The organism is Pseudomonas vranovensis, assembly GCF_040438935.1.
GTDB classification, from domain to species: Bacteria; Pseudomonadota; Gammaproteobacteria; order Pseudomonadales; family Pseudomonadaceae; genus Aquipseudomonas; species Aquipseudomonas vranovensis.
The window spans coordinates 4,168,133-4,184,702 of sequence record NZ_CP159259.1 but is presented as its reverse complement, the minus strand read 5'-3'; the positions used below and the strand labels follow the sequence as shown (position 1 = coordinate 4,184,702).

The following is a 16,570-nucleotide window of genomic DNA, read 5'->3' as shown; positions in this document are numbered from 1 at the left end:
CATCACAAGTGACTGCACGAGAAGTCGAAAGACTTCGAATAAGTCATTTGAGATTGCTGAGCCAAGTTTAGGGTTTTCTCAAAACCCAAGCAGTATTGAACTGAAGAGTTTGATCATGGCTCAGATTGAACGCTGGCGGCAGGCCTAACACATGCAAGTCGAGCGGATGAGAAGAGCTTGCTCTTCGATTCAGCGGCGGACGGGTGAGTAATACCTAGGAATCTGCCTGGTAGTGGGGGACAACGTTTCGAAAGGAACGCTAATACCGCATACGCCCTACGGGGGAAAGCAGGGGACCTTCGGGCCTTGCGCTATCAGATGAGCCTAGGTCGGATTAGCTAGTTGGTGAGGTAATGGCTCACCAAGGCGACGATCCGTAACTGGTCTGAGAGGATGATCAGTCACACTGGAACTGAGACACGGTCCAGACTCCTACGGGAGGCAGCAGTGGGGAATATTGGACAATGGGCGAAAGCCTGATCCAGCCATGCCGCGTGTGTGAAGAAGGTCTTCGGATTGTAAAGCACTTTAAGTTGGGAGGAAGGGCATTAACCTAATACGTTAGTGTTTTGACGTTACCGACAGAATAAGCACCGGCTAACTCTGTGCCAGCAGCCGCGGTAATACAGAGGGTGCAAGCGTTAATCGGAATTACTGGGCGTAAAGCGCGCGTAGGTGGTTCGTTAAGTTGGATGTGAAATCCCCGGGCTCAACCTGGGAACTGCATCCAAAACTGGCGAGCTAGAGTAGGGCAGAGGGTGGTGGAATTTCCTGTGTAGCGGTGAAATGCGTAGATATAGGAAGGAACACCAGTGGCGAAGGCGACCACCTGGGCTCATACTGACACTGAGGTGCGAAAGCGTGGGGAGCAAACAGGATTAGATACCCTGGTAGTCCACGCCGTAAACGATGTCAACTAGCCGTTGGAATCCTTGAGATTTTAGTGGCGCAGCTAACGCATTAAGTTGACCGCCTGGGGAGTACGGCCGCAAGGTTAAAACTCAAATGAATTGACGGGGGCCCGCACAAGCGGTGGAGCATGTGGTTTAATTCGAAGCAACGCGAAGAACCTTACCAGGCCTTGACATGCAGAGAACTTTCCAGAGATGGATTGGTGCCTTCGGGAACTCTGACACAGGTGCTGCATGGCTGTCGTCAGCTCGTGTCGTGAGATGTTGGGTTAAGTCCCGTAACGAGCGCAACCCTTGTCCTTAGTTACCAGCACGTTATGGTGGGCACTCTAAGGAGACTGCCGGTGACAAACCGGAGGAAGGTGGGGATGACGTCAAGTCATCATGGCCCTTACGGCCTGGGCTACACACGTGCTACAATGGTCGGTACAGAGGGTCGCCAAGCCGCGAGGTGGAGCTAATCTCACAAAACCGATCGTAGTCCGGATCGCAGTCTGCAACTCGACTGCGTGAAGTCGGAATCGCTAGTAATCGCGAATCAGAATGTCGCGGTGAATACGTTCCCGGGCCTTGTACACACCGCCCGTCACACCATGGGAGTGGGTTGCACCAGAAGTAGCTAGTCTAACCTTCGGGAGGACGGTTACCACGGTGTGATTCATGACTGGGGTGAAGTCGTAACAAGGTAGCCGTAGGGGAACCTGCGGCTGGATCACCTCCTTAATCGACAGACATCAGCTGTCTCATGAGCTCCCACACGAATTGCTTGATTCATTGAAGAAGACGATATCGGTAACAGCTCTTAACTGGGTCTGTAGCTCAGTTGGTTAGAGCGCACCCCTGATAAGGGTGAGGTCGGCAGTTCGAATCTGCCCAGACCCACCAGTTTCTTGTTGGGGCCATAGCTCAGCTGGGAGAGCGCCTGCCTTGCACGCAGGAGGTCAGCGGTTCGATCCCGCTTGGCTCCACCACCCCCTTGCTACCGTGTCAAAGCTTAGAAATGAATATTCGGCTCGAATATTGATTTCTGAACTTTTTCAGAATCGTTCTTTAAAAATTTGGGTATGTGATAGAAAGATAGACTGGACAGCACTTTCACTGGTGCCTGTTCAGGCTAAGGTAAAATTTGTGAGTGACTCTTAAGAGTTTTGCGAATTTTCGGCGAATGTCGTCTTCACAGTATAACCAGATTGCTTGGGGTTATATGGTCAAGTGAAGAAGCGCATACGGTGGATGCCTTGGCAGTCAGAGGCGATGAAAGACGTGGTAGCCTGCGATAAGCTTCGGGGAGTCGGCAAACAGACTTTGATCCGGAGATCTCTGAATGGGGGAACCCACTCAGCACAAGCTGAGTATCTTGTACTGAATACATAGGTGCAAGAGGCGAACCAGGGGAACTGAAACATCTAAGTACCCTGAGGAAAAGAAATCAACCGAGATTCCCTTAGTAGTGGCGAGCGAACGGGGACTAGCCCTTAAGTGGCTTTGAGATTAGCGGAACGCTCTGGAAAGTGCGGCCATAGTGGGTGATAGCCCTGTACGCGAAAATCTCTTAGTCATGAAATCGAGTAGGACGGAGCACGAGAAACTTTGTCTGAATATGGGGGGACCATCCTCCAAGGCTAAATACTACTGACTGACCGATAGTGAACCAGTACCGTGAGGGAAAGGCGAAAAGAACCCCGGAGAGGGGAGTGAAATAGATCCTGAAACCGTATGCGTACAAGCAGTGGGAGCCTACTTTGTTAGGTGACTGCGTACCTTTTGTATAATGGGTCAGCGACTTATATTCAGTGGCGAGCTTAACCGAATAGGGGAGGCGTAGCGAAAGCGAGTCTTAATAGGGCGTTTAGTCGCTGGGTATAGACCCGAAACCGGGCGATCTATCCATGGGCAGGTTGAAGGTTAGGTAACACTGACTGGAGGACCGAACCGACTACCGTTGAAAAGTTAGCGGATGACCTGTGGATCGGAGTGAAAGGCTAATCAAGCTCGGAGATAGCTGGTTCTCCTCGAAAGCTATTTAGGTAGCGCCTCATGTATCACTGTAGGGGGTAGAGCACTGTTTCGGCTAGGGGGTCATCCCGACTTACCAAACCGATGCAAACTCCGAATACCTACAAGTGCCGAGCATGGGAGACACACGGCGGGTGCTAACGTCCGTCGTGAAAAGGGAAACAACCCAGACCGTCAGCTAAGGTCCCAAAGTCATGGTTAAGTGGGAAACGATGTGGGAAGGCTTAGACAGCTAGGAGGTTGGCTTAGAAGCAGCCACCCTTTAAAGAAAGCGTAATAGCTCACTAGTCGAGTCGGCCTGCGCGGAAGATGTAACGGGGCTCAAACCATGCACCGAAGCTACGGGTATCACTTAGGTGATGCGGTAGAGGAGCGTTCTGTAAGCCTGTGAAGGTGAGTTGAGAAGCTTGCTGGAGGTATCAGAAGTGCGAATGCTGACATGAGTAACGACAATGGGAGTGAAAAACTCCCACGCCGAAAGACCAAGGTTTCCTGCGCAACGTTAATCGACGCAGGGTTAGTCGGTCCCTAAGGCGAGGCTGAAAAGCGTAGTCGATGGAAAACAGGTTAATATTCCTGTACTTCTAGTTATTGCGATGGAGGGACGGAGAAGGCTAGGCCAGCTTGGCGTTGGTTGTCCAAGTTTAAGGTGGTAGGCTGAGATCTTAGGTAAATCCGGGATCTTAAGGCCGAGAGCTGATGACGAGTTGCCTTTAGGCGACGAAGTGGTTGATGCCATGCTTCCAAGAAAAGCTTCTAAGCTTCAGATAACTAGGAACCGTACCCCAAACCGACACAGGTGGTTGGGTAGAGAATACCAAGGCGCTTGAGAGAACTCGGGTGAAGGAACTAGGCAAAATGGCACCGTAACTTCGGGAGAAGGTGCGCCGGTGAGGGTGAAGGACTTGCTCCGTAAGCTCATGCCGGTCGAAGATACCAGGCCGCTGCGACTGTTTATTAAAAACACAGCACTCTGCAAACACGAAAGTGGACGTATAGGGTGTGACGCCTGCCCGGTGCCGGAAGGTTAATTGATGGGGTTAGCTAACGCGAAGCTCTTGATCGAAGCCCCGGTAAACGGCGGCCGTAACTATAACGGTCCTAAGGTAGCGAAATTCCTTGTCGGGTAAGTTCCGACCTGCACGAATGGCGTAACGATGGCGGCGCTGTCTCCACCCGAGACTCAGTGAAATTGAAATCGCTGTGAAGATGCAGTGTATCCGCGGCTAGACGGAAAGACCCCGTGAACCTTTACTATAGCTTTGCACTGGACTTTGAATTTGCTTGTGTAGGATAGGTGGGAGGCTTTGAAGCGTGGACGCCAGTTCGCGTGGAGCCATCCTTGAAATACCACCCTGGCAACTTTGAGGTTCTAACTCAGGTCCGTTATCCGGATCGAGGACAGTGTATGGTGGGTAGTTTGACTGGGGCGGTCTCCTCCTAAAGAGTAACGGAGGAGTACGAAGGTGCGCTCAGACCGGTCGGAAATCGGTCGTAGAGTATAAAGGCAAAAGCGCGCTTGACTGCGAGACAGACACGTCGAGCAGGTACGAAAGTAGGTCTTAGTGATCCGGTGGTTCTGTATGGAAGGGCCATCGCTCAACGGATAAAAGGTACTCCGGGGATAACAGGCTGATACCGCCCAAGAGTTCATATCGACGGCGGTGTTTGGCACCTCGATGTCGGCTCATCACATCCTGGGGCTGAAGCCGGTCCCAAGGGTATGGCTGTTCGCCATTTAAAGTGGTACGCGAGCTGGGTTTAGAACGTCGTGAGACAGTTCGGTCCCTATCTGCCGTGGACGTTTGAGATTTGAGAGGGGCTGCTCCTAGTACGAGAGGACCGGAGTGGACGAACCTCTGGTGTTCCGGTTGTCACGCCAGTGGCATTGCCGGGTAGCTATGTTCGGAAGAGATAACCGCTGAAAGCATCTAAGCGGGAAACTTGCCTCAAGATGAGATCTCACTGGAGCCTTGAGCTCCCTGAAGGGCCGTCGAAGACTACGACGTTGATAGGTTGGGTGTGTAAGCGCTGTGAGGCGTTGAGCTAACCAATACTAATTGCCCGTGAGGCTTGACCATATAACACCCAAGCAATTTGCGTCGAATGACCAGATTGCGGTGTTGTGAAGACGAAACGAACCGAAAGTTTGCAGCTCACAATCATCACATACCCGATTTGCTGGAGTGTCGAAAGACGGTCCGGTACACAGAATTTCTTGACGACCATAGAGCATTGGAACCACCTGATCCCATCCCGAACTCAGCAGTGAAACGATGCATCGCCGATGGTAGTGTGGGGTTTCCCCATGTGAGAGTAGGTCATCGTCAAGATTAAATTCCGAAACCCCTATCTGCACACGCAGGTAGGGGTTTTGTCTTTTATGGCCCTGCAGCCGCAGCGCCGCTCCCTCATGATATCGTTTCCCCCTGCCCGCACGCTCAAGGATGTCCAATGCCGCACGTAAATCCATTGCTTCCAGGATTCATGGTGGTCCACGGCAATCGCCTGGACGAATTGCGCAGTCTGGTTGTCAGTTGGATGCGGCGCTACCCTCTCAAGCCGCTGGAAAACGAGATTGCCCTGGTGCAGAGCAACGGCATTGCCCAGTGGCTGAAACTGGCCCTGGCTGAAGATCCCGAAGACGATGATTCAGGCGGCTGCGGTATTGCGGCAGCCATCGAAGTGCAACTGCCTGGTAGCTTCATGTGGCAGTTGTACCGCCGAGTGCTGGGGCGCGACGAGATCCCGGAAGTTTCCCTGCTCGACAAAGCCCCCCTGACCTGGCGCCTGATGCGCCTGCTGCCGGAAGTCATCGACAAGCCGCATTTTGAACCCCTGCAGCGCTTCCTCAATGACGACACCGATCTGCGCAAGCGCTATCAGTTGGCCGAGCGCCTGGCCGACCTGTTCGACCAATACCAGGTCTACCGGGCCGACTGGCTGAAGGATTGGGCTGCTGGCCGGCATGTGCTCAATACCGCCCGGGGCGAGGCCAAGCCACTGCCTCTCGCCAACTGCTGGCAAGCCGAGCTTTGGCGAGCACTGTTGGTGGATGTCGGGGAAGAGGGTATGGCCCAGAGCCGTGCCGGGGTACACCAACGGTTTGTCGAACGCATCAACAGCCTCGAAACAGCCCCGCCAGGGCTTCCTTCACGGGTGATCGTCTTTGGGATTTCATCGCTGCCGGCACAAGCGCTGGAAGCGCTGGCTGGCCTGGCCCGTTTCAGCCAGGTGCTGCTCTGCGTGCATAACCCCTGCCGTCACCACTGGGCCGACATCGTTGCCGACAAAGACCTGCTCCGCCACCAGTACAAACGCCAGCAGCGCAAGCAAGGCATGCCCAACCTGATCGACGCCCAATCCCTGCACCAGCATGCTCACCCGCTGCTGGCCGCCTGGGGCAAGCAAGGGCGCGACTACATCAACTTGCTCGACAGCTATGACGACCCCGGCAGCTACCGCGCAGCTTTCAGCGAAGGTCGCATCGACCTGTTCAGCGACAGCGACCCCAAGACCCTGCTCAATGAGTTGCAGGACGACATCCTGGAGCTACGTCCGCTGGCCGAAACCCGCGAGCGCTGGCCAGACGTCGATCCTGCCAAGGATCGCTCGGTACGCTTCCACATCGCCCATAGCCCGCAGCGCGAGGTCGAGATTCTTCACGACCAGCTGTTGGCTCGCTTCAGCGCCGACCCGCACCTGCGGCCTCGCGATGTCATCGTCATGCTGCCGGACATCAACACCTACGCGCCGCACATCCGCGCCGTGTTCGGCCAGCTGGAGCGTGATGACGCCCGCTACATTCCTTACACCCTGACTGACCAGGGCCAGCGCGGGCGCGATCCGTTGCTGATTGCCCTGGAGCACCTGCTCAAGTTGCCGGACAGCCGCTTCTCGGTCAGCGAAGTGCTCGACCTGCTCGACGTCCCCGCCTTGCGGGCTCGGTTCGCCATCAAGGAAAGCGATCTGCCGACCCTGCATCGCTGGATCGAAGGGGCCGGCATCCGCTGGGGGCTCAATGCCGAGCAGCGGGCAAGCCTTGGCCTGCCTTCGGACCTGGAACAGAACAGCTGGCGATTTGGCTTGCGCCGCATGTTGCTGGGCTATGCCGTCGGTGTTGGCGAAGCCTGTGACGGTATCGAGCCCTACGATGAAATCGGCGGTCTGGATGCGGCATTGATCGGCCCGCTGGTGGCCTTGCTCGATGCCCTTGAAGTGGCCTACCAACAGCTCTCTGTACCGGCCACAGCCAGCCAGTGGGGCGAGCGCCTGCATGCCCTGTTGCAAGTGTTCTTCCTCGCCGAGAATGAACACGACGACTACCTGCTGGTGCAGCTGCACACCCTGCGCGAAACCTGGTTGCAGACCTGCGAGTCGGTTGCACTGCAAGACCAGTTGCCGCTGACAGTCGTGCGGGAAGCCTGGCTGGCCGGGCTGGATCAAGGACGCTTGTCCCAGCGTTTCCTGGCCGGCTCGGTCAACTTCTGCACGTTGATGCCGATGCGGGCGATTCCGTTCAAGGTGGTGTGCCTGCTGGGCATGAACGATGGCGATTACCCGCGCGCGCAACCGCCGCTGGACTTCGACCTGATGGGCAGCGATTACCGCCCTGGTGACCGCTCGCGCCGCGAGGACGATCGCTACTTGCTGCTCGAAGCGTTGCTCTCGGCGCGTGAGCAGCTGTATGTCAGTTGGGTCGGACGCAGCATTCGTGATAACAGCGAGCGACCGGCTTCCGTGTTGATCGGGCAGTTGCGCGACCACCTGGCAGCCGGTTGGCGTCTGGCCCGTGCCGATGCCAGCAGCAAACTCGATGCGGGTGAGCAACTGCTCCACGCACTGACCGTCGAACATCCACTGCAGCCCTTCAGCAGCCGCTACTACCTCAAGGGCAGCAACCTGTTCAGCTATGCGCGCGAATGGCATTCACTGCACCAGCCTGGCGAGGACAAGGTGAAGCCGGAAGATGAGCTGCCGCCTTATGTCGGTGACGAGGCGTTGAGCCTGAACCTGCTGCAGGACTTTCTGCGTCGTCCGGTGCAGCACTTCTTCAGCCAGCGCCTGAAAGTCTTCTTTGAATCGGCCCAGGCCCCGCTACCCGACGAAGAACCTTTCGTGCTTGATTCCCTCGAGCGCTACAGCCTCAGCGCAAGCCTGCTCGATGCCGCACTGGCAGCACCGGACGATGCAGCTCAGGCGTTGCACGCCCAGGCTCGCCGCTTGCAGGGTAGCGGCATGCTGCCTCTGGCAGGTTTCGGTGAGTGCCTGCAGGCAGAGTTGATCGAGCCCCTGCCAGACCTGCTGCAGCGCCACCAACAGTTGTTGCGCCAATGGCCCACGCCGTTGGACAGCGCCTTGCCGATTCGCTTCGAGCACCGCCAGCTTACGCTTGAGGGGTGGCTTGGCCGGGTATACCAGGGGGACGATCAGTCCTTGTTGAGTATTACCACCGTTCCCAACACCATCAGCAGCGGCCGGACCCGCAAGTGGCATCGGCTGACGGCCACCTGGGTGACACACCTGGCTGCCTGCGCCGTGGGCCTGCCACTGCATAGCGCCGTAGTGGCGACCGACGTCACCTTGCTGCTTCCCCCTCTCGAGCAATCGCAGGCCGCCGAATTGCTGGGTTACTTGCTGTTGGCCCGCCAGACCGGGATGTGCGCGCCGTTACCGGTGGCGGTCAAGACGGCCTTCGCCTGGCTGGCCCAGAGTGATCCCGACAAAGCGCAGGCGGCAGCGCTCAAGCAATACGAAGGCGATGGTCGCAACAGCGCCGGCGAGCGTAGCGAAAGTACTGCGCTGGCCCGTCAGTTCCCCGATTTTGCCGCCCTGAGCGCCAGCGAAGAGTTCGAAGGCTGGTGTGAGGCGTTGTACCGTCCGATGTTCGATGCGCCCTGGCAGACCTTGGGCAATGAGGAGGCCGGCCAATGAGTCGCGCAGCACCCCTGGCACTGACCTTTCCCCTGCATGGCAGCCAGTTGATCGAAGCCAGCGCCGGTACCGGCAAGACCTTCACCATCTCTGCCCTGTACCTGCGGCTGGTGCTCGGCCATGGCGGCGAACAGGGCTTTGGTCGTGAGTTATTGCCGCCGCAGATTCTGGTGGTGACCTTCACTGATGCCGCGACCAAGGAGCTGCGCGAGCGTATCCGCACCCGCCTTGCCGAAGCGGCGCGGTACTTTCGCGGCGAGTTGTCGGAAGCCGATCCGCTGCTCCAGCAACTGCGCGACGATTATTCACCCGAGCTCTGGAGTGCCTGCGCCAATCGACTGGACGTGGCGGCCCAATGGATGGATGAAGCCGCCGTATCGACCATTCACAGTTGGTGCCAGCGCATGCTGCGCGAACATGCGTTCGACAGCGGCAGCCTGTTCACCCAGCGTCTGGAAACCGACCACAGCGAGTTGCTCGGGCAGGTCATGCGCGATTACTGGCGCCGGTTCTGCTACGGCATGCAAGGTGAGGCACTGGCCTGGGTTCGCGCCCACTGGGTCAGCCCCCAGGACTTGCTGCCGCGAGTGCGTGCGCTGTTCGGCCGCCAGCGCGTCCTGAGCAACGATGAAGAACCCCAGGCCTTGATCGAAGCGGTCTTGCAGCAACGTGCGGAGCAACTGCGCGCGCTCAAGGCACCCTGGGCCAAATGGTCGGATGAGTTGCTGCAGATTTGCCGTGACGGCGTGGCCACCAAGCAGGTCGATGGCCGCAAGATGCAGGCACGCTTCTTCGAGCCCTGGTGCGAAAAACTGGCGACCTGGGCAACGGATGAGCAAGCGCTGGATCTGGACCTGGGCACAGGCTTCACCCGCCTGACCCGCGCCGGTATGGCCGAGGCCTGGAAGGGCGGGCCGCCCGAGCACCCGGCATTGCAGGCGATGGAAGGCCTTGCCCAGCAACTCCAGGGCTTGCCAACGGCAGACGCCTGCCTGCTCGAACATGCGGCGGTCTGGGTCGGTGCGCGCTTTGAAGCGGAAAAGCGTCGGCGCGCCGAAATGGGCTTCGATGACATGCTGCTGCGCCTGGATCACGCCCTGCACAGCGACACCGGTGAGCGCCTGGCAGGCTTGATTCGCGAGCAGTTCCCGGTGGCCCTGATCGATGAATTCCAGGACACCGACCCGGTGCAGTACCGGATTTTCCAGCGTATCTATCGCATCGAGGAAAACCTACACGACACCGGCCTGTTCATGATCGGTGACCCCAAGCAGGCGATCTACGCCTTCCGTGGCGCCGATATCTTCACTTACCTGGGCGCTCGCCGCGCCACCGCCGGGCGCCTTCACAGCCTGGACACCAACTACCGTTCCAGCCAGGCCATGGTCACGGCCGTCAATCACGTGTTCATGCAGGCCGAGGCCCGGGCGCTTGGGCGTGGCGCATTTCTGTTCCGGGAGGGGGATGACAACCCGGTACCCTTTGTCGAAGTCAAGGCCAAAGGCCGTAGCGAGCACTTGCAGATCGACGGGCAACCGGTCGCGGCGTTGAATCTCTGGCAGCTGGCAAGCGAAGAGCCGGTGTCCGGTGCGGTCTACCGACAACAGCTGGCCGCCAGCTGTGCCAGTCAGATCGTTGCCTTGCTCAATGGCGGGCAGCAGGGCCGCAGCGGTTTTGTTCAGGCCGATCAGACCGTGCGTGGTTGCCTGCCGTCGGACATCGCCATTCTGGTGCGCGATGGTCATGAAGCGCAGTTGATTCGAGCCGAACTGGCGGCGCGCGACGTGCGCAGTGTGTACCTCTCGGACAAGGACTCGGTGTTCGCCGCCCAGGAAGCCAGGGACCTGTTGAGCTGGCTCAAGGCCTGTGCCGAGCCGGATGCCGAGCGCCTGCTCAAGGCCGCGCTTGCCAGCGTCACCCTCGACTTGCCGCTGACCGCCCTGGAGCAACTGAATCAGGATGAGCGGGTCTGGGAGCGCTGGGTCATGCAGTTTCGCCAGTACCGGATGATCTGGCGCAGCCAGGGTGTGTTGCCGATGTTGCGCCACCTGCTTCACGATTTCGACCTGCCTCAGGTGCTCATGGCTCACAGCGACGGTGAGCGTGTGCTGACCAACCTGCTGCACCTGGCCGAACTGCTGCAGCAGGCAGCCACCGAGCTTGATGGCGAGCAGGCATTGATCCGTCACCTGGGCGAACACCTGGCCAACGCAGGTCAGGCAGGTGAAGAGCAGATTTTGCGCCTTGAAAGCGATGAGCAGTTGGTCAAGGTAGTGACCATCCATAAGTCCAAGGGCCTGGAATACCCGCTGGTGTTCCTGCCATTCATCTGTTCCAGCAAGCCGGTGGATGGCCAGCGCTTGCCCCTGGGCTGGCATGACAGTGACGGCCAGGCACACCTGACCCTTACCCCGGATGCCGAACAGATCGCCCTGTCCGATGACGAGCGTCTGGCTGAAGATCTGCGCCTGCTCTATGTCGCCCTGACCCGTGCCCAGCACGCCTGCTGGCTGGGCGTGGCCGACCTCAAGCGCGGCAACGTAAAAGGCTCGGTGCTGCACCGCTCGGCTCTGGGCTATCTGCTCGGAGGGGGCGCGCCACTGGCGTCCTCGGAGCAGTTGAGTGACTGGCTGAAAACCTTGCAAGCCAATTGCCCGGCCATCGCCAGCAACGTCATGCCCGATGCGGATGACCACGTCTTCTGCGCCACGGCCAATACGGCTGAGTTGCTGCCTGTACGCCAGCCGAAACGCCGGGCCGCCGAAAACTGGTGGATCGCCTCCTACAGTGCGTTGCGTATCGGTGAAGAGTCACTGCCGCTGACCGCCGACAGCTCCCAGGCGCAGCACCTGCTCGACGACGAGCGGCCTGACCCGCAACAGCTGCGCGAAGTGGCGCCTGGCAGTGGTGATATCCACCGATTCCCTCGCGGCCCGAATCCCGGGACCTTTCTGCACGGCCTGCTTGAATGGGCGGGGCACGAAGGTTTCGACCCGGTGACGGCCGACCCGGAAAAACTGCAGCGCACCGTCGGCCAACGCTGTAACCGCCGAGACTGGACAGGCTGGATCAATACCTTGACCTCATGGCTGCAGGCGCTGTTGGTGCAGCCCATGAGCCTGGCGCCGGACAGTCCGCCAGCGGCCCTGAATCAATTGTCCGAGTACCAGATCGAAATGGAGTTCTGGTTCGCCAGCCACAAGGTCGATGTAGGCCAGTTGGACCGATTGGTCTGCGAGTTCACTCATCAGGGCATGAGTCGGGTCGCTGCTCAACCGGCCCAGCTCAATGGCATGTTCAAAGGCTTCATCGACCTGGCCTTCGAGCATGACGGGCGCTATTACGTGGCCGACTACAAGTCCAACTGGCTAGGGCCGGATGACCTGGCCTACAGCGAGCAGGCGATGGAAGCGGCGATCCTCGCCCACCGCTACGACCTGCAATATGTGTTGTACCTGCTGGCCCTGCACCGCCAGTTGCGGGCGCGCCTTCCGGACTACGATTACGACCTGCATGTAGGCGGGGCACTGTTCGTGTTTCTGCGCGGCGTGCATGCGGCGTCGGGCGGCCTGTACTTCGTCAAGCCGCCACGGGAGTTGATCGAACGCCTCGATGACCTGTTCCGCGGCGCGAGCACCTTGCAACAACACGACCTGTTCCTGGGAGATGCATCATGAGTCGTACCCTCGACGACCTGCTGCCTACACCGTTGGATGCCCGGCATCTGGCGGCGCTCGAGCCGTTGAGCAACAGTGCCGACCTGCTGTCCCTGCTCGATCGATGGGTCGAGCGAGGTTGGTTGCGGGCACTGGACCGCGCGTTTGTCGGCTTCTTGCAGGAGCGCGAGCCGGGCAGTGATTCGCTGGTACTGCTGGCCGCTGCCCTGGCCAGCCATCAGTTGGGCCATGGGCATGTATGCCTGGACTTGGGAGAAACCCTGGCCGAGCCGGATTTTGCCCTGTCCTTGCCGCCGGAAGGCGATGCCCTGGCCGGCCCGTTGCTGCTGCCCTCGCAGTTGCTCGAACGCCTGGTGCTGGGCACCTGGTTGCAACGGTTGGCCAACAGCGGCCTGGTAGCCGACGCGGATCACCCCACACAGGCCTCGAGGCCCCTGGTGCTCAGCGGCCAGCGCCTGTATCTGCGTCGCTACTGGGCCTACGAGCGCAGTATCGACCAGGCCCTGCATCAACGCCTGGAGCAGGTCGAACCCAGTCCGGCGGACTTGCCGGTGCGCCTGGCGCAATTGTTTGCAGGTGGCGGCCCGGCGGGGCAGGTGGACTGGCAGAAGCTCGCCTGTGCCCTGGCGACCCGGGGGGCGTTCAGCATCATTACCGGCGGGCCCGGGACCGGCAAGACCACCACCGTGGTGCGCTTGCTGGCCTTGCTGCAGGCCCCGGCCGTGGAGGCCGGGCGTCCTTTGCGCATTCGCCTGGCGGCACCCACCGGCAAGGCGGCGGCGCGCTTGACCGAGTCCATCGGCCAGCAGGTGGAACGCCTGGCGGTTGACACTCAAGTGCGCGAAAACATTCCTACCGATGTGTCCACTGTTCACCGTTTGCTCGGCAGCCGCCCGGGTTCACGGCATTTTCGTCACCATGCCGGCAATCCATTGCCCCTGGATGTGCTGGTGGTCGACGAAGCGTCGATGATTGACCTGGAGATGATGGCCAACCTGCTGGCAGCGCTACCGCCCCATGCGCGCCTGGTGCTGCTGGGTGACAAGGACCAGTTGGCGTCGGTGGAGGCCGGCGCGGTACTGGGCGATCTGTGCCGGGATGCCGAGGCCGGGCGCTACAGTGCGCAGACCCAGGCGTGGCTGGAGCAGGTCAGCGGCGAAACCTTGACCGGTAGCGGGCTCGAAGCGGGTACGGCCGAGCAATACCCGTTGGCCCAGCAAGTGGTGATGTTGCGGTTTTCCCGGCGTTTCGGTGAAACCAGCGGTATCGGTCGGCTGGCGCGCCTGGTCAACCAGCAAGATGCCGAGCAGGCGCGGGCTTTGCTCAAGGACAAACTGGACGATGTGTTCGGCTTGAGCCTGCGCGGCGAGCAGGATCGCGCCCTGGATCGCCTGCTGCTGGAAGGGTTGGGCCGTGGGGAGCAGGGTCCTCAGGGCTATCGAAGCTACCTGCAGATCATCGGTCGGCAGCGCCCGCCCGTGGGTACTGCTGCCGATGATCCACGCTGGGAAGCCTGGGCCATGGCGGTGCTGCAGGGCTTCGAGACCTTCCAGCTGCTGTGCGCGGTGCGCAAGGGGCCGTGGGGGGTCGAAGGGCTTAACGCGCGGGTCGGCCGGGTGTTGGCGGCGGCCGGCTTGATTCCGGCTGACCAGCCCTGGTACGAAGGCCGTCCGGTGCTGATGACACGCAACGACTATGGCCTGGGGCTGATGAACGGCGATATTGGCATCGCCCTGCGCCTGCCGGACGAGCAGCATCCCGGGCACACTGTGCTGCGCGTCGCCTTTGCCCGCAACGATGGTCGTGGTGGCGTGCGCTTTGTACTGCCGAGCCGGCTCAACGAGGTGGAAACGGTGTATGCCATGACCGTGCACAAATCCCAGGGCTCGGAGTTCACCCATACCGCGCTGGTACTGCCCGATGCGTTGAATCCGGTGCTGACCAAAGAGCTGATCTACACCGGAATCACCCGTGCCAAGACCTGCTTCACGTTGATCGAGCCACGCCAGGGTGTGTTTGAAGACGCTGTGCGGCGCAAGGTCAAGCGGATCTCAGGGTTGATGCTCAAGCAGGTATAAGCGTGGCGGTCCGGTAAATGACCGGACCGCCCCCGGCTTGCCCCCTCGCTGGCAAATCGCCCATTGTGCTATCGTTGCGACAGTATCCTGCAGTACTCCAAGAGATTTCCTTCATGAAAGTGGCCGCCCCGACATCGGGACGTGTGACGAACCGGGGGCGTTCGCTGCTGGTCGCGTTGCCGTTGATGTTCGGAGCGCTGGCCCATGCCGGGACGGATTCAGCCTCGACCCTGGCAGAGCAACGCGCCAAAGCCGTGACCGAAGTGGTACTCGGCATCCTCAGTTATGCGCGTTGGCCGGTGGAGCCCGAGCAACTGCGCCTGTGCCTGGTCGGCCCTACCGAATACGCCGACGACCTGGTTAAGGGCACCACCCAGGCCAGCGGACGCCCGGTGGCAGTGCGCCGACTGCTGGCCAACGACCCACGAATCGTCACCGAGTGCGACGCCATGTACCTGGGGCAACTGAGCCAGGATGAACGTACACAGCTGTTCAGCGCTGTGACGGGCCACCCGGTGTTGAGCATCAGTGAGGCCAATGATCCCTGTACGGTCGGTAGCGTGTTCTGCTTGCGGGTCAGCGACCAGCAGGTGGCCTTTGAGGTCAACCTCGATTCGGTGGCGCGCAGCGGCGTGCGCATTCACCCCAGCGTGCTGCAGTTGTCGCGGCGTCGGGCGGCGCAGCCATGATGGGCCTTAAATGGGTGCGCCAGCGCCCCACCCTGCGATCTGTCCTGGGCCGCCGACACTTGAGCGTGGCGCTGTTGGCGGTGGGTCTGGCCGGCATCTCGCTGACCGTACTCGGCGTACTGGCGCTGCGGGTGTATGCCAACCACAACTTGCACCTGATCGCCCGATCGATCAACTACACCGTCGAAGCCGCCGTGGTGTTCAATGACAGCAGCGCCGCCAATGAAGCCCTGGCAATGATTGCCTCGACCGAAGAGGTGGCCGACGCCAAGGTATTCAACCACCGTAATCAACTGCTGGCCCGCTGGCAGCGCAGCGAAGACACCTTGATGGCTCAGATCGAGCAACAGGTAGCCCGAGCACTGTTGGAAGAGCCGATCATCCTGCCGGTATTGCACCAGGACCGACAGGTCGGGCGCATCGAGTTGGTGGGGCAGGGCGGCAGTCTGTTGCGCTTCATGCTCAGTGGTCTGGCCGGCATCATGCTTTCCACGGTGTTGAGTGCGTTGGGGGCGTTGTACCTGTCGCGGCGCCTGTTCGGCGATATTGTCGGGCCGTTGCGCAGCCTGGCCACCGTGGCCCATGCGGCACGCCGCGAGCGCAGTTTTGACCGGCGCGTGCCACCCGCACAGATCGCCGAGCTCAATGAACTGGGCAACGACTTCAATGCCTTGCTCGACGAACTTGAAAGCTGGCAGAACCACCTGCAGAGCGAGAACGAGAGCCTCGCCCACCAGGCCAGCCACGACAGCCTCACCGGGCTGCCCAACCGGGCCTACTTCGAAGGTCGGCTCAACCGCTCCGTGCGCAACGCCAACAAGCACCAGGAGCACCTGGCGCTTTTGTTCCTCGACAGCGACAACTTCAAGGACATCAACGACAACTACGGGCATGCGGCCGGCGATGAAGTGCTGGTCAGCGTCGCCGCGCGGGTGCGTTCGCAACTGCGCGAAAACGACCTGGTCGCGCGTCTGGGCGGTGACGAATTCGCTGTATTGCTGGCTCCCCTGCACAGCCGCGAGGATGCCCAGCGCATCGCCGAGAAGATCATCATCAGCATGCGCCAGCCCATCGGCTTGGCCGAGGGCAAGAGCATCGTCACCTCATTGAGCGTCGGCATCGCCTACTTCCCGGATGACGGCCGCAATCCCGCCGATTTACTCAATGCCGCCGATGCGGCGATGTACCAGGCCAAGCGCACTGCGCGCGGCCAGTGGCAAACGGCAGAGACGGAGTGCTCTGCCCATCAAAAAAACAGGAGCTGA

Annotated in this window: 5 protein-coding genes, 2 tRNA genes and 3 rRNA genes; all 10 read left to right on the top strand. The window is 60.0% G+C overall.

Annotated features, from left to right (window positions below; translation table 11 throughout):
• Positions 1-97 precede the first annotated feature (97 nt).
• The 10 genes from ABVN19_RS19495 (at position 98) to ABVN19_RS19450 (ending at position 16,570) form a co-directional block, all read left to right on the top strand.
• Positions 98-1,634 (top strand): 16S ribosomal RNA (locus ABVN19_RS19495).
• An 85-nt stretch (positions 1,635-1,719) separates the two neighbouring features.
• Positions 1,720-1,796, top strand: a tRNA-Ile gene (locus ABVN19_RS19490).
• 10 nt (positions 1,797-1,806) lie between these two features.
• Positions 1,807-1,882, top strand: a tRNA-Ala gene (locus tag ABVN19_RS19485).
• 235 nt (positions 1,883-2,117) lie between these two features.
• A 23S ribosomal RNA gene (locus ABVN19_RS19480) occupies positions 2,118-5,008 on the top strand.
• A 136-nt stretch (positions 5,009-5,144) separates the two neighbouring features.
• A 5S ribosomal RNA gene (rrf, locus tag ABVN19_RS19475) occupies positions 5,145-5,260 on the top strand.
• Together the 16S, 23S and 5S rRNA genes with 2 tRNA genes alongside form the textbook arrangement of a ribosomal RNA operon.
• A 121-nt stretch (positions 5,261-5,381) precedes the next feature.
• Entirely contained in the window at positions 5,382-8,861 is a 3,480-nt protein-coding gene (recC, locus tag ABVN19_RS19470; protein ID WP_028943990.1) for an exodeoxyribonuclease V subunit gamma, read from the top strand.
• Positions 8,858-12,538, top strand: coding sequence for an exodeoxyribonuclease V subunit beta (recB, locus tag ABVN19_RS19465; RefSeq protein ID WP_105641677.1), 3,681 nt, complete (start codon positions 8,858-8,860; stop codon positions 12,536-12,538). The genes recC and recB overlap by 4 nt, the downstream gene beginning before the upstream one ends.
• Positions 12,535-14,616: an exodeoxyribonuclease V subunit alpha gene (recD, locus tag ABVN19_RS19460; RefSeq protein ID WP_105641676.1), complete on the top strand. Its 2,082-nt coding sequence runs from the start codon at positions 12,535-12,537 to the stop codon at positions 14,614-14,616. The genes recB and recD overlap by 4 nt, the downstream gene beginning before the upstream one ends.
• Positions 14,617-14,729: 113 nt before the next feature.
• A complete protein-coding gene (locus ABVN19_RS19455) occupies positions 14,730-15,305 on the top strand; it encodes a YfiR family protein (RefSeq protein ID WP_028943993.1) in 576 nt (191 codons plus the stop codon).
• Positions 15,305-16,570, top strand: coding sequence for a diguanylate cyclase (locus ABVN19_RS19450; protein WP_028943994.1), 1,266 nt, complete (start codon positions 15,305-15,307; stop codon positions 16,568-16,570). The genes ABVN19_RS19455 and ABVN19_RS19450 overlap by 1 nt, the downstream gene beginning before the upstream one ends.

Bases quoted from the DNA above. Each gene is read 5' to 3' on its own strand.
- ABVN19_RS19450 (WP_028943994.1), top strand. From the start codon at position 15,305: ATGGGCCTTAAATGGGTGCGCCAGCGCCCCACCCTGCGATCTGTCCTG.
- recB (WP_105641677.1), top strand. From the start codon at position 8,858: ATGAGTCGCGCAGCACCCCTGGCACTGACCTTTCCCCTGCATGGCAGC.
- recC (WP_028943990.1), top strand. From the start codon at position 5,382: ATGCCGCACGTAAATCCATTGCTTCCAGGATTCATGGTGGTCCACGGC.
- ABVN19_RS19455 (WP_028943993.1), top strand. From the start codon at position 14,730: ATGAAAGTGGCCGCCCCGACATCGGGACGTGTGACGAACCGGGGGCGT.
- recD (WP_105641676.1), top strand. From the start codon at position 12,535: ATGAGTCGTACCCTCGACGACCTGCTGCCTACACCGTTGGATGCCCGG.